The sequence below is a fragment of the Bacillus sp. 3255 genome (assembly GCF_031456485.1).
Classification (GTDB): domain Bacteria; phylum Bacillota; class Bacilli; order Paenibacillales; family NBRC-103111; genus Paenibacillus_E.
This window is the reverse complement of sequence record NZ_JAVDUS010000006.1, coordinates 62,427-76,513: the sequence shown is the minus strand read 5'-3', so window position 1 is coordinate 76,513 and position 14,087 is coordinate 62,427. Positions and strand designations below refer to the sequence as shown.

Genomic DNA, 14,087 nt, shown 5'->3' with positions numbered 1-14,087 from the left:
CATCATGACGGCTGCTGCTGTGGAGTTTATACCCGCTTCAACTGAAGCTTAAATGCTTTCTGATCACAGTCAAGTAATTCCTTCTAATGAATAAGAAATAACCGATCTGAAGGAGCAGGAAGATGCCCATCACGGTAACCGCGGCGGCGCCGACTTCCAGCTTAAACAGCCTCTGCAGAGTTCCTAGCGCAACGGCGGCATGAACCGATGCCACGATGTACGGGAACAAGAACAGTACGCCGATTTCTATCGAAACCATTCTTCTCATTTCTTTCCACGTTACACCGATTTTGTGCAATTGTTTATACTTCTGTTTGTCCGTTTCCTGATCCATATAAAATTTGTTGTAAATGAAGCTGCCTGAGGCCACGAAGAAGATGGTGCCTAAGAATACGGATAAGAACATAATCGTGCCGTAAGCTCTTTTTTCCGTTTCATAAACATGAGATTTGGACACAAATAACACGCTCTGGTTATCTCCATACTTCTTCTCATATTCATCATAGACGACATAAGTGCTAGACCAATCTTTTACGTCAAACAGATACTGGGGCTGAACTTCTTCCGAAGATACAAGTCGATCAAATGCACTATCGGAAACAACATATATCGCATGAAATTGATCTTGAAACAGCTTTGCTCGTATTTCTTCCGTTATAGGGATGCTGTTTCCCTTAATGACTAAATGATTAACGCCGACGTTTTCCTCGGGTGGAACGATGATGACTGCTTCTTGCTCCCGAAGAGCAACGGTTTTCAAGTTTAATGGCTTGGAGAGTTGATTATAAACGCTTGCTTTGATTACCGGTAATGCCGCCCCGTCCTCTTGGGAAACATATTTGGTATCTATCACTATTTCTTCATAGGGAAAACGATGCTGCTGCAGCTGTTCTTCAATCCAGCGGATTTCTTCTGAGGCGGAAGGATGACTACCTAGCGTTTGGTAAGTGAAAGCCAGCGGATACCGCTCTTCGATTTGATTGAAGGTATTCGCCCAAAAGACATAGGAAGCGCCGCTCAAGATAATAGCAGCTGTCGATGTGATCGTAATGATGAAAAACATGCGGGTATTGTCACGTATTCGATAGAACAGATTGGATACCCAGATTAGATTCGTGTTTCGTAAATAAAAGAACCTGTTCTTTTTTAATAATGCGATCGCGTAAACGCTGGACTGCGAGAATAACAAATACGTTGCTATGACGACCATGCCGATAATCATTAAAATGAATTTCTCCAGATTCTCCTTGATCGGAACCAAGGATAAGGCATATCCGCCAATCAGCAGAAGGAAGCCGAAGACCGCGATCCCTTTGGAAAACTTGGGAATGCTCTTAGGAGCCCTCGTTGCTTTAAGCAGACGTAAAATATCTTGGTCCTTCACGATCCAAGATGTGAAGAAAGAGACGAATACACCGAGCAGCAGGAAGCATCCGAGCGTGATTAGCATCGCTTTTCCCGGGAAATAAAACGGCAAGGAAGAAAGCCTCAGCAGCTTCTCGATGATGATCAGGAACAGTTTGGAGAAAACCAAACCTGTTAAGATGCCGCCGATGGCTGCCGCGGTACTGATGATCATATTTTCTATGGCAATCATCTTGAGAAGCTGTTTCCTTGACATGCCGAGCATATATAGGGTACCGAACTCCTTGTACCGCTTTTTCAATAATACGCTGATGGAATAAAAGACAAAGAAAAACAAAAATAAGTAAGCAATTATTTCAGCTCCCATAAGAGATACTTGAATATAGGATTTGAATGTTCCTTTATCGGGATGCAAAATAAACGTAGTCAGAGAGAAAAATAAGGTAACGGAGATCAACGTACTTAAGAAATAAGCGAAATATGCCTTTCCGTTGCGCAGGACATTTCTCGCCGCGAACTGCTTAAACTCCATGCGAAGCTCCTCCTAAAAGCGAAAGCACGTCCAGGATTCGTTGGTAGAACTGCACCCTGCTCCCACCGCTGTGAATTTCATTGTAGATCGTGCCGTCTTTAATGAAGATGATCAGATCGCAATAGCTGGCTGCCATAGCGTCATGAGTTACCATCATTGTGGTCAGCTGCTGTTCCTTATTGACCTTCTCAAACAGCTCCATGACGGTTCTTGCTGATTTAGAATCCAAATTTCCGGTTGGTTCATCGGCCAGGAGGAGAGAAGGATGATGAATGATGGCTCTAGCAATCGCCGTTCGCTGTGCTTCGCCTCCGGAAACTTCATAGGTTCTTTTGCCCAGCAGGTGATCAATACGCAGTGTTTTGGCAATAGCGTTCAGTCTACTTTCCTGCTCCATCACCGGGATCCGGTCCAACGTAAGGGGCAAAACCACGTTCTCCCCGATGGTTAACGTATCCAGCAGGTTAAAATCTTGAAAGACAAAGCCAAGCTCCCTGCGTCTAAAAAGCGCTAATTGATCTCCCTTCAACTGTAACGGATTGAGGCCTTTAATTAGAATGTCTCCTGCTGTGGGCTGGTCGACCGTCGAAATCATATTTAACAATGTCGTTTTGCCGCTGCCCGATGGTCCCATGACGCCCACAAATTCCCCGGGTTCAACGGAAAAACTGATTTGATTTAAAGCATGATGCAGCACTTCTTTGCCATAGGTTTTACTCACATGACTGACTGTTAACATGTCCATTGCGACGACTCCTTTGTATCATAACTTTCATCTATCTACACTTTACCTCGCCGCCTCCCTATGAGCGATTCATCTTGCTTACTCGAAGCTTACATTGTTGTAAGGTTCGAAGGATGCAAAAAGAACATGCACGAGAAGCAAGGCACGTTCTTCAGAAGGTACTAGCTATGATTCGCTTGGATATGATCAAAAAGAATGGTGACTTTCGTCCCCCGGTTCACTTCGGACTGAATATGAATGGGATGATGGAGGTTGTCGCATATCTTCTTGGCAAGATACAGCCCCATTCCCGTCGATTCTCCCATAATCCTTCCATTTTCCCCGGTGAAGAAAGGGTGGAAAACTCTTTTGATATCCTTCGGATGGATACCAATGCCCTCATCCGTGACTTCCAGCACACTATGCTCGTCTGTCTTATAAGCGGATACTGTCAAATATTTGCCCTTACCGCTGGAATACTTGATGCCGTTGATTATCAGTTGCTCGATCACAAATTTTATCCATTTGGCATCGGTATATACCTCAATGCTGTCATCCACATCTGCTTTCGGCAGGATTTGATTTTTAATGAACAGCTTTTTCTCCTGGCTGATGCTATCTACAATTAACGGCTTCAAACGGACCTTCTCGATTACAAAATCTCTTTCAAACGCATCGAGTCGCGCATAATATAAGGCCATATTGAGGCCTTTTTCCATTTTATAAACTTCTTCGCTCATGCTGTGCACATAAGGCGCTCTGCTTGCTTCCAGCTCAAGCCTGATGACCGAAAGCGGTGTTTTCATCTGATGCACCCATTGATTGATGAAAGTTAAGTGTTCTTGATGGTTCTTGTTGATTTGCTGTATGTTCTCTTCATATAAACGGTATTGCTGCTTGAAAAGCGCGGAAATCTGGCGCCCCCAAAATGAATCGCCTTGATCCACAGAGGACTCCTCGATAGATTGGAAACTACGGTGCAATAAGGCATAGACATCTTTAGTCTTCACATATTTCCAGCCTAAGCATACAAGAAGAATGAAAGAATTGAATAAGAATGCGTACAAAACATCTGCCAATCGAAAATCGCTTGCAAGAACGCAGTAAAAAGTGGTTAACATCACCGATAAATAGTAAACAGCGATATAACCCTTATGCTCATCTAAAAACAAACGCATATGCCACCGCCTTCTACCAGCTCTTGTTTAATTTGTAGCCCAAGCCTCTAACCGTTTCGATCCCATGCTCGATAGCAAGATCCTGCAATTTTTTTCTTAGCCTGGTGACATTGACGTTGAGCGTGTTCTCTTCCACAAAATCAGCGTGATCCCACATTTGTTCCAAGAGATAGTTCCTGTTCACTACCCGAGGGTAGGTTTGAATCAAGCTTTCGAGCAGGATCGCTTCTTTCTTGGTCAGAACGGCCGTCTTGCCTTGAAACACCAGCTCTAATCGTTCCGGGTATAATTGTAAACCGTCCAGTTCGATGACCCGCTCGCCGGCCGCATGAGCATAGTCTCCAAAGACTCGTCTGATTTGGCTGTTTATTTTGGCCATGACGACCTCGTAGGAGAATGGCTTCGTGATGTAATCGTCGGCACCGTTCTCAAGAGCTCTCACTTGATCCAGCCCGCTTTCTCTCGCCGATATGAATAGGATGGGGACCTTGGAAGTTTCCCTGATCCGCCTGCACCAATAAAACCCGTCAAACTTGGGCAAGTTAACGTCCAGCAGGACGAGATGAGGCTTGATGAGATGAAATTGTTCCATGATGCTTTCAAAATTCTCCGCCACGCTTGCCGAAAGTCCATATTTCTCAATATGCTCTTTCAGCAGACGGCTTATCGAGGTATCATCTTCTATAATGAATATTGTATAGTTCATAGCGAACGCCGCTCCCCCACGTTTAAAATCACTCCCTTCATACCATTTTAACCAATCGTGTTTATAACCATAAGAGCGGGTATTGCTCTTCAATTACACCTACGGCTATCTTGTACTGCCCAGGTTACAACGTCACTTTTCAGTAACACTTCTTTACCATCTCTAATAATTTCAATTTCGTAACCCTTAACAGTTTGTTTCAACACTCGCCAATTCTTATACAACATTTGGAGTTTGCTAACTAACTCATCTGTATCGAACAGTAATTCGAACATAGGATCTATCTGTGCACCTGTTCCTATAACAGTTTCACTAATGTTCGAATTAATAATCAAACAATGAATCCCTTGTTCTCTTGTTCCCTCTATCATTTTTGTTAGTACCCTATCGAAAGTTACCTTAGAATCCAAATGCTCTAACGCTGATACTGAAAATAAATAATCATAGGAATTAGGTAAAATGTTGAAATCACTAATATCAGAAATAACTGTTTCAATTCTATCGATAACCTCGTATTGCTTACCATAATTCTCAAGATTTCTTATAGCAGATTGAAGCAAATCCACACAGACAACTTTCCCGCCAGCATTCGTGAGCCTTTGGGCTAAGGGAATACTGTTTCTTCCGACGCCGCATCCTAGATCCAGTATCCGCAAGTCATTTTTCTCATCCAATCCTTCGAATAAATCTAGAATCGTTTTTACGGGTTTATGCAGCCAAGAACCATGCTGAAAAAGTATAGAATTTTCATAACAATCATCGTGATACTGTTTTTCTTTCGATCGAATTCTCTCAAGTCGGTTAACTGACAACACTTTCCCCCCAATGGTTTTTACATTAAAATCTCTACTTTATTTTGACTCATTTAAAACCCCGTAACCACCATCTGAATTAGCGCCATATCGGTTCTTTCTTATTGTATCAATAACGGTTTCATGAAGCTCTTTCTGGGTTTTTAGGCCTTTCGTTATTCCTTCCTGCCATTTAGCGAATGCCGGTGCTTCTAAGTGAGAAACTTGTCTCCAAGTAAATGGGCGAACCACTTCATTAGCATAGACGGCTAGAATCATGCAATCCCCTGTCGTATGAACTCCACACCATCATCCTGAATACACCATCCAAAGCTCCATACAAATTTGCTTTCGGATGCATTATAATAGCATCCTCATTTAGTACACCAACGCCTTTCTTGGTGATCTCCTCATAAGTAACATTCAAGAAGTTGTTCACCTCTTTCTCAGTAATATTCTCGATCTATTTTACCATTTTCTTCTCTACCAAGTATTGGAACTATCCCACTCTTTAGTTCAAAGAAAAAAGCAGCCGTTCCCTGACCGGCTGCCGCGCTGCTAATCACTATCGTGTCCTGTTAATTGAATACTTGCGCTCTTGCTCAATTTCACTTCGGCGTTGTAATAATGCATCAATGTATTTTTCAAAATCATGGAAGTCGCGTACACCAATCGAAATCAACGATGCCCCCTTCCTTACGAATACATTCATATAATAATTTTACTTCCGTGCACCCCATAGAGGATTATGAGGCTGATTCGTTCCAATATCCCAATTTCAACTTCTCATCTACAATTTGAAACCGGAATTGCTGCTTTCCAATCCAAAATGGATTCGGATCGTTCGCTTGATGGCGTAGTTCAGCATAAGCATTAATGATGACTACGGGACCATCCGCCCGGATCTGATCCGTTGCCCTCAGCTTTAATGTTTCTCCCTCCGTAAACCGTACAGAGCCCGCCGTATCCACTGCCTCGAACTTATCTCCGTCCTTTTGCGGAATACGGTTGTTAAACACATACACATAATCATCCAATAAAGCCACTACCTCTTTGCCTAACGGTGATAATGCTTTACGCTCCTCTAAATCCATTACTTCTGGATTCGGTGGCACATGATCGGTATACGGTTTAAACGAATCGGAGCCTGTACTCGGCAGTACCGATATGGCGGGACTAGTCGCTCGTGGAGATTCCTCTCCCACGCAACCTGTCGCGCTGGCCAATACAATTAGAAAGACAAATATATATTTCATCATAGGATCTCCACCCGTTAGGTCATAAAGGCCACCGATCAACCGGCAGCCTTGCGTTGCTCGTCTATTGAATAGGCGTAAATGAAACATTCCAAATACCATCATCATCTTTAATCATTTTAAATCCCGATTTGCTTTGTGCATCTTCACTTGACTGATACTCAATATACCCTTCAAAATCGCTTAATTGTACGAATTCCCCGTTTTCAATATTACGAAATGTTTTAAGAATTTGTTCTTTTGTTCCTCTATCGGAACTCGGGATTTTTTTATCCTCTTCCTTTGACCATTGAACATACCCGCTTTTATCTGTATATAGTTCATATGCAACCTCATTTTTATTGTCCAATCTGGCTTGAACATATAACTTTGCAATACTAATTGGTTCTAATACTTTCAAATGCTGTTCATTTAAGTCTTTTTGAAAGTTGCTATACACCTCATGTTCTCTGTCTGACAATTTAAAATCTGACGATGAGGTTGTAAGTGCTGTCTGAAGTGGTGTTGTTTCAGCGTTCTTACTTTCCTTGCTAAAGCAACCTGTAATTGTGACAAGTATTACCACCAATGATAAAACTATATTCATCTTCATTTTCTAACTTCACTCCTTTACATACACATGCCAATATTTACCAACAAAGTGATAGACGCGATATCCTTATATAAAGTTTCGAAATACAAGCTCAATTAGATTTTTTTTAAACGCCAATAGCTTAATGAGGCCGCCGAGGATCGTAACAATTTCAGATAATTATCTCCTATCTATACAACATTTTTACACTTTCTAATTTATCTTCTATGGTTGCACTCACCAATATAGATCCAGTCATCATTTTATATAGAGTATACAGTTCCATATTGTAGGATGTTACTGATAAGACTTGTAATTTGTTATTACCATCAGTACTTCTTAAATCATACCTTAAGATATCTCCTACGCAAATAACTTCACAAGCACGCCCTGCTATGTTCCAACGTCCTGCCCCTAAGTTATCAACACTTCCGACAATGAATGCCTCAATTCCATTCATCATTTGTAAGCCTCCAATATGGTAAATACTGAAATAGACGCTATAAACATAATGATAGTTGCGTGTATCTGCCCGTTACTTAATGAAACAAGGGACAGCTGCCTGCCTCGGCATTCTGTCCCTTGTTTTCACACTATCGTGTCCTATTAATTCAATATCATCTAATCAGTGTCTACTTGCCTTCCCAACTGCTCGTCCCCGCTTCGTCACAACAAAAAAGGCACTGATCATTGTAATCAGCGCCTACATTGTGCATGTTCATTTGTCCGTCCGGTACCGCCGCTTGAACCTGCGGCCGTAGTCCTCCAGCTGACGAAACGGCAACTGGTGACACACCAGCCCGTTCACGAGAAGCTTTTCGGAACCCGGTAACGCACTCCATTTCGAGAAGAGCCTTTCCGTCTCCGATTGCCCCTCCTCTACCCAAAACTGAACCTTCTCCACATCCGGACTGCCGGCTTTGATCATGTCTAGAAGCGCCACAAGACCTTGCACAAACAAGGTCGAACGTCGGTATTCCGGACGCAGGTACGCGACCTCCACTTGACAGATGTGCCGATCCTCATAGCCGTTAAGACCGGTTCCATAGACGAAACCGGCAGCTCCGACAACCTCGTAATCCTCTTCCGAGAGGATCAACATCGCCTTACCGAACATAAGTGGACTGCTCACAAAACTAAGTTGAACGGCAAATGCATACGACATGTTCAGATCGGCATAGTGCCGGAGCAAGAACTTCACGTAAATCTCATAATCCAGTTCCGTCGTACACGGTCGGCATAGATAGGACATTACTTAGCAGGTTGCGGCTGTACTTGTGGAATTGCTCTCAAGGTATCATTGAGAATAGCGAATCTTCCCAATTTACCGCCAGTTTTTTTGTCGATATTTGGTGGTGGCAAAAACATTGTGTGATCCTCCATTTCGCATTAAGTAGTATTTATTACCTACATTATACCTTGAAAAGTCGGGTTAAGGTAGTCCTTATTTGGTGAATTTTGACACAAAACACAGTCTCTTCTCCAAGCGGACTCTCTTGCGTATGGCTTATATTGGCAAATTTGGAATAAAGTTTGCATATGTATGTATTCTCCGATAAAGCATTGAATCTGAGTTCCTGAACATTCGGATGCGCTTCGGCGATCAGTTCAACCATGTAATAGAGTCCTTTCACAAATAGGCGTGTCCCCCGGTGTGCTTTGTCCATAATAGCAAAATTTACGAAGGCGATTTCCTGATCGGCGAAATCTTTCTCAGGCGTGCCTTGATAATAAGTCATCATCCCCAGCACGTTATCGTCTGAATCCATGATAGCAATCAAATGGCCCTGCGTAATATGAGAACATAATAGGGAGACCATGTCCAAAGTACCATAAGAAGGATGCAATTCACGTCTGTTCTCAACAGCAAATAAACTGACTTTGGCCAAATCCTCGTCGCTGACGCAACGTTTGCAGTAGGTTGTCATCTATAGAGCTCCTTTCCCGGTATTGCCTTTCATGTACGGCTCATCCGTATTCGTTTCAACGTGTCACGACACAGACTAATAGGCTACGGCATAAGCGCCTTCAACTAGTCTCCGCCTTTCATTACTCATAGAGTATCGCAGTTTGTCGAAGCTGTAAACGATTGCGGGTTCATTCGCAACAAAAAAGGAGCCTCTCGCTTTTCGAGTGCCCCTTAGAAGCTTCACTTCTTTAAACTTACCCAATTTCAATTTAGTTACTTACGCCATGGCCTGTAATTGTTTTCGTTTCCAAACACTCTTCTATACCATATTCCCCATATTCCCGTCCAATTCCCGATTGCTTATACCCGCCGAACGGCGCTTTCATTTCGTGAACGGCCCCGTTAATGAGGATGGTTCCCGCCTCAATTTGGGAAGCAAGCTCATTCGCTTTCTCCAAATTTCCGGAGTGAATATAGGCAGAGAGGCCGTAGGCCGTATGATTGGCCATCTCAACAGCTTCTTCTTCTGTTTTATAAGTGAGAATCGCTTGTACCGGTCCAAAAATTTCTTCTTTCGCAATCGTCATTTCTTGCGTTACATTCGCGAAAAGCGTTGGCTTCACGAAATATCCGCTCTCCAGACCCTCGGGATGACCAAGCCCGCCGGTGACCAGTTCGGCGCCTTCGTCCAAACCGATTTGAATATATCTCTGCACATTCTGATATTGTTTTTCTGTAATAATCGGACCGAGCGCAGTATCTTCATGTGAAGGCAGGCCGACTTTCGCGGCTTCCAGCGCCGCTTTTGCCAATTGCTTAACCTCTTCAAGGCGGTGCTCTGGAACAAGAAGGCGAGAACCGGCGATACAAGCTTGACCGTTGTTAGTAAGAGCTTGGTTTACGGCAATCGGTATCGCTTTTGCAAAATCCGCATCGTCCAAGACGATAATTGGCGACTTGCCGCCAAGCTCCAGCGTGACTCGTTTCATGGTATCGACGGCGCCACGGCGGATCTCTTTCCCAACACGAGTTGAACCTGTAAAGTTAATCATGGCAACATCCGGGTGACGTGTCAACTCGGCTCCAACCGTGTGTCCGTACCCATTCACGATATTAATCACCCCTTTGGGCACACCTGCCTGGTGGAAAGCTTCGACGATCTCATCCGTCTGAATGGCGCTAAGCTCGCTTGGCTTAATGACAGCCGTACACCCCACCGCAATCGCCGCAGATAACTTCGCTGTAATTTGAGAATAACTTGCATTCCATGGAGTGATAATCCCAATTACACCAATTGGCTCAGATACGATTTTGGCTGAGGCAATATAGCGCGTGAACTCAAATTTCTCTAAGGCTTCCTTCGTATTCAAGAAGTTGCTGGCTGCAAGTTTCACTCTGCCGACCGCCATTCTCCTCGGAGCGCCATATTCTTCGATATTGGCTTCAACCATGCTGTCCATGTTAGCCATGATTGCGTCGTGCAACCGCCCAAGGATTTCAAGACGTTCCTGAACGGATGTATGTCTGAATGTCTTGTAAGCTTCTTTAGCAGCTGCGATAGCTTTCTTCGCGTCTTCTTCATTTCCAAGAATGACTTTTCCGATAACTTCTTTGTTCGAAGGATTAATTAGTACCTGTTCGTCTGTCCCCAGTGGTTGAACAAATTCCCCGTTAATATAAATTCGATTAATTTTGCGCATATATATATCCTCCCTCTCCGGCCAATCATATTTTTTGATTATTGCTTCAATGTGGTACGCATTAATTGTTTCTCAGCTCCGCAGCTTGCGGTGTCTGTACTCTTTTGGCTAATAGAATCGATATCAAGGCAGATGCACCTAAAACGATGGAAATAAGTAAAAATGTTTCTCTTGTAGATTTGAATCCAAACAACGATGGCACAACATTCATGAAAAGCGGACAAATAAACTGGAACGTATAAATACTGGCCAATAAGATCGAAATTGCCATTGTGAGTCGCTCTTTCGATACCATTTGAGCTGTTTTCGTGAAAGACATCGGGAAGAAGAATCCTTGCGCAAAGCCTAGCAAAAAGACAGCAAAAGCAATCATCCATATATTCTGTGCGTAGCTTTCGACTAAAAATCCTAGACTATACAACATGATTCCAAATGCAACCATATAGCGATGGAATACCCGAGTAAGCATGGGAAACGCAAGTCCAGCAAGAAAAATACTAAACAAGGATAGGGCAGAAAAATAACCGACACTCGAAGCCGTACCGACACCTATTTCCGCTAAATATAAAGACATGCTGGTTGGAATCGTAAAATAAAGCAGGACATGCAGCCCGCTTAACATGGCAACTACATAAAAAAATGCAGGAATCTTCGCCACTGAAGTGTTTACCGTGCTTTGAACTTGGACGGGCGGAAATTTCGGAATAAAGCAAATAACCAAGATCAGCAAGATAATCGCGTAGGAATAGCTTAAGAAAACGCTTCTCCAGCCGAATGAGGCAACAAAGCCACCGATCGATAGAAAAATAGCTCCTCCGATTCCATTTATAGCTGTAACCCAGCCGTTCATTTTGGTGCGTTCATCACCTTGAAAATTCTCAGCAATGAGGGCATTAAAGGTTGGTGAAATTAATCCGATACTCAATCCAAGAATAGCCCGGAAAACCAGGATCAAAGGAATGGAGTTAACGAATGAAGGTCCGATTCCTCCAATGATATAAAGCATTAAACCCACAATAAGTATGCTTTTCCTGGAAAATTTTTTGGCCAAAGTACTGGCGAATAGTAACGTAGGCAAAATAAATAAAGAAGATAAAGTGACTACCCATTGAATGAGCAGGGAACTGGTATCCGGGAAATCAAGTTTTAATAATTTGATTGCAGGAGCTGCCAGCATGGGTGCGAATGAAGCCGTAACTGCCAAGAATAACAAAGCTATTCTCGCGCTTGTTTTCATACTTATTTGTCCTTTCTTTCTTCAAATTCAAATGATGATTCCATTGTTTTCATTATCTACATATTTCTCCTCCTCGTTCCCACATAGTTAGAAATGCATCGTCGACATGATTCATTATATACAAAAAACATACATTTCGTCTATTATAAATATTCCGTTCATTTTGTATCGCCATAAAACAAATTATAAGACAGTGCAGATTCTCGTCTGCTCTGTCTCACCATTTTTAGACTAAATAAATATATAACGTCTTTTTTATTTTTAATGTTTATAGTTCAGATTTTTCATGTATAATAGAAGGAGAGTTCGCAGGGAGGCAAAACAATGAATAAACCAGTACATCAACCAGATGGAACGAAGATTAAATTACTTAAGAAGCTAATTACGTCTGTCATGAAAGATGGCTTTCAAAGCTTAAGGATGGATGATATCGCCAAATATATGGATGTTAGCAGAGCCACGATGTACAAGCACTTTTCTTCCAAAGAAGAAGTCATCGAAGGCGTCGTTCGAGTTTTTGTCGATTATATTAACGAGCTTGAAGATCCCAAGTTGGAAAATGACGATACCTCATTCGGCACCTGGTTTCAGCAATTGTTTGAACAATCCTTATCGCTTGTCGGCAAGATTACGGACGTTTTTTTAAAAGATCTTCAAGCAGCTTATCCGGATTTATACGATTTGCTGAAAGGAACTTTGAATAAGCGTGAGCAGCAAACACTGAAGTTTTATCAATACGGAAAAGACAAAGGTATTTTCAACCCGATAAATGAGAAATTCATTTTACTGCAAGATGATATTTTGCTTCGTGAAATCATTCAAGTGAAGTACTTACTCTATAATCAAATATCCATTCAACAAGTTTTACATGATTATTATCAATTTAAGAAGATTCAACTATTCAAAGCGGATAAGATGTCCATCGTCGATGACGCCAACATACATCCAATCATCGACCATATCGTTGAGAAATTTAACCGAACATTATAAGTTGCGAATACGGTTCACCGTTTCAGTCGATATAACTAAGGCCAACCTTTTGCGGGTTGGCCTTTTCTATTTCGTCGCTTACAAGCATGTCATTAAGACTTAAGTCCAGTATAAAGCTATAACTTGAGTCTAACTTTGTTTCATTCCCAAGTCTGTTACGTCGTACCATATTCTGCCTGTAAAGTGAAGGTAATAAATCTTTTATGAAAGGGTGTTCGGAATTGATAAATCAAACTTGGGGAACGAAGCCGAAAGTGAGGGTTTTTGAAGGGGAGAAATGGCTGGTGATTACCGGATTGCTCGGTTTTCTGCTGGCAGGGATTTGCGGGGTATGGGTCATATTTCATGGTGCAGAGATAGCTCCGCATGGGGATGTCTCCAAAGCAATCTCGTTTAATGCTGCACTCGGCATCTTTATTTTATCGACGGCAGCGATTAGTCCGTTTTCTGCATTAGGAACGAAAAGCAGAACGGTCTTTCGCTGGTCTTACATCGTGCTTGCTCTGTATTCCTACTTTGCCGAAACGGTCCAAAATTTTCGCGGCGTCAACCCGAGATTTGTGAAGAACGGTACAGCCTTCGATCAAGGGGTCGGTTCTATCTTCGCCTTTGTAGCGCTGCTACTGGTGCTGTTCTATTTGTTTCTGGCGATTCAATATTTCCGGAAAAAAGCTTACAAGCTCCGTCCCGAACTCGTGCTTAGCATCCGCTATGCGATGATAGCCGTAATGTTCTCGTTTGCGGCCGGAATCTGGATATCCGTCAATCAGGGCCGAACCGTCGGCCTGCATGGGAACATCATTTGGCTGCATGGCCTCGGTTTCCACGCTCTTCAAGCATTGCCGTTGGTTGCGTGGCTGACAAAGCGCTCATCGCTAACAACTACGGTTCCCAGCAAACCTATCCATATTACGGGCGGCGCCTATTTACTTGGATTAACAGCGATCGGCACGCAGACGATTCTCGGCTCCTCGATTTTGGAATGGTCTATACTTCCGCTTCTCGCCCTTGGTTTCTTTTTGATTTCATTAGTGCCTGCAATACTTCTGGTTCGTTCGCGTCATATTGCCTCCATCAATAAGAGCTATTAAGCCCAGCAATTTCTTCTATACTGTATCACCATCAAGG

Annotated in this window: 15 protein-coding genes; 2 read left to right on the top strand and 13 right to left on the bottom strand. The window is 42.8% G+C overall.

What is annotated here, in order from left to right; genetic code table 11:
- Nucleotides 1–37 precede the first annotated feature (37 nt).
- From J2X61_RS11070 to J2X61_RS11010, 13 genes are all read right to left on the bottom strand, one after another.
- A complete protein-coding gene (locus J2X61_RS11070) occupies nt 38–1,897 on the bottom strand; it encodes an FtsX-like permease family protein (RefSeq protein ID WP_310187804.1) in 1,860 nt (619 codons plus the stop codon).
- A complete protein-coding gene (locus tag J2X61_RS11065; protein WP_310187802.1) occupies nt 1,887–2,642 on the bottom strand; it encodes an ABC transporter ATP-binding protein in 756 nt (251 codons plus the stop codon). The genes J2X61_RS11070 and J2X61_RS11065 overlap by 11 nt, the downstream gene beginning before the upstream one ends.
- Before the next feature lie 161 nt (nt 2,643–2,803).
- Nucleotides 2,804–3,799, bottom strand: coding sequence for a sensor histidine kinase (locus J2X61_RS11060; RefSeq protein WP_274470058.1), 996 nt, complete (start codon nt 3,797–3,799; stop codon nt 2,804–2,806).
- A 13-nt stretch (nt 3,800–3,812) separates the two neighbouring features.
- Entirely contained in the window at nt 3,813–4,505 is a 693-nt protein-coding gene (locus tag J2X61_RS11055) for a response regulator transcription factor (RefSeq protein WP_274470060.1), read from the bottom strand.
- Between the two features lie 89 nt (nt 4,506–4,594).
- Nucleotides 4,595–5,317 (bottom strand): class I SAM-dependent methyltransferase, encoded by a 723-nt coding sequence (locus J2X61_RS11050; RefSeq protein ID WP_379240069.1) that lies wholly within the window; start codon nt 5,315–5,317, stop codon nt 4,595–4,597.
- A 39-nt stretch (nt 5,318–5,356) separates the two neighbouring features.
- A complete protein-coding gene (locus J2X61_RS11045; RefSeq protein WP_310187800.1) occupies nt 5,357–5,575 on the bottom strand; it encodes a hypothetical protein in 219 nt (72 codons plus the stop codon).
- Between the two features lie 467 nt (nt 5,576–6,042).
- A complete protein-coding gene (locus J2X61_RS11040) occupies nt 6,043–6,660 on the bottom strand; it encodes a hypothetical protein (protein ID WP_310187798.1) in 618 nt (205 codons plus the stop codon).
- Complete coding sequence (locus J2X61_RS11035; RefSeq protein WP_310187795.1) at nt 6,617–7,144, bottom strand: RNA polymerase subunit sigma; 528 nt, start codon at nt 7,142–7,144, stop codon at nt 6,617–6,619. The genes J2X61_RS11040 and J2X61_RS11035 overlap by 44 nt, the downstream gene beginning before the upstream one ends.
- Nucleotides 7,145–7,310: 166 nt before the next feature.
- On the bottom strand, nt 7,311–7,586 hold the full coding sequence (locus J2X61_RS11030) for a hypothetical protein (RefSeq protein ID WP_310187794.1): 276 nt from the start codon (nt 7,584–7,586) through the stop codon (nt 7,311–7,313).
- Nucleotides 7,587–7,841: 255 nt separating this feature from the next.
- Complete coding sequence (locus J2X61_RS11025; RefSeq protein WP_310187793.1) at nt 7,842–8,375, bottom strand: hypothetical protein; 534 nt, start codon at nt 8,373–8,375, stop codon at nt 7,842–7,844.
- A gap of 160 nt (nt 8,376–8,535) precedes the next feature.
- Complete coding sequence (locus J2X61_RS11020; RefSeq protein ID WP_310187791.1) at nt 8,536–9,012, bottom strand: hypothetical protein; 477 nt, start codon at nt 9,010–9,012, stop codon at nt 8,536–8,538.
- A gap of 289 nt (nt 9,013–9,301) precedes the next feature.
- Nucleotides 9,302–10,732, bottom strand: a complete 1,431-nt coding sequence (locus tag J2X61_RS11015) for an aldehyde dehydrogenase family protein (protein WP_310187789.1) — start codon at nt 10,730–10,732, stop codon at nt 9,302–9,304.
- A gap of 61 nt (nt 10,733–10,793) precedes the next feature.
- Nucleotides 10,794–11,936 (bottom strand): MFS transporter, encoded by a 1,143-nt coding sequence (locus tag J2X61_RS11010; protein ID WP_310187788.1) that lies wholly within the window; start codon nt 11,934–11,936, stop codon nt 10,794–10,796.
- Nucleotides 11,937–12,293: 357 nt separating this feature from the next.
- On the opposite strand from J2X61_RS11010, the gene J2X61_RS11005 reads away from it, so the two are divergent.
- Both J2X61_RS11005 and J2X61_RS11000 read left to right on the top strand, forming a co-directional pair.
- On the top strand, nt 12,294–12,959 hold the full coding sequence (locus tag J2X61_RS11005; protein WP_274470072.1) for a TetR/AcrR family transcriptional regulator: 666 nt from the start codon (nt 12,294–12,296) through the stop codon (nt 12,957–12,959).
- Nucleotides 12,960–13,180: 221 nt separating this feature from the next.
- Nucleotides 13,181–14,050, top strand: a complete 870-nt coding sequence (locus J2X61_RS11000; protein WP_396135431.1) for a hypothetical protein — start codon at nt 13,181–13,183, stop codon at nt 14,048–14,050.
- Nucleotides 14,051–14,087 lie beyond the last annotated feature (37 nt).

Coding starts and splice junctions, on each gene's coding strand:
- J2X61_RS11005 (WP_274470072.1), top strand. CDS start 12,294: ATGAATAAACCAGTACATCAACCAGATGGAACGAAGATTAAATTACTT.
- J2X61_RS11025 (WP_310187793.1), bottom strand. CDS start 8,375: ATGTCCTATCTATGCCGACCGTGTACGACGGAACTGGATTATGAGATT.
- J2X61_RS11040 (WP_310187798.1), bottom strand. CDS start 6,660: ATGATGATGGTATTTGGAATGTTTCATTTACGCCTATTCAATAGACGA.
- J2X61_RS11065 (WP_310187802.1), bottom strand. CDS start 2,642: ATGGACATGTTAACAGTCAGTCATGTGAGTAAAACCTATGGCAAAGAA.
- J2X61_RS11070 (WP_310187804.1), bottom strand. CDS start 1,897: ATGGAGTTTAAGCAGTTCGCGGCGAGAAATGTCCTGCGCAACGGAAAG.
- J2X61_RS11030 (WP_310187794.1), bottom strand. CDS start 7,586: ATGATGAATGGAATTGAGGCATTCATTGTCGGAAGTGTTGATAACTTA.
- J2X61_RS11060 (WP_274470058.1), bottom strand. CDS start 3,799: ATGCGTTTGTTTTTAGATGAGCATAAGGGTTATATCGCTGTTTACTAT.
- J2X61_RS11015 (WP_310187789.1), bottom strand. CDS start 10,732: ATGCGCAAAATTAATCGAATTTATATTAACGGGGAATTTGTTCAACCA.
- J2X61_RS11055 (WP_274470060.1), bottom strand. CDS start 4,505: ATGAACTATACAATATTCATTATAGAAGATGATACCTCGATAAGCCGT.
- J2X61_RS11035 (WP_310187795.1), bottom strand. CDS start 7,144: ATGAAGATGAATATAGTTTTATCATTGGTGGTAATACTTGTCACAATT.
- J2X61_RS11045 (WP_310187800.1), bottom strand. CDS start 5,575: ATGATTCTAGCCGTCTATGCTAATGAAGTGGTTCGCCCATTTACTTGG.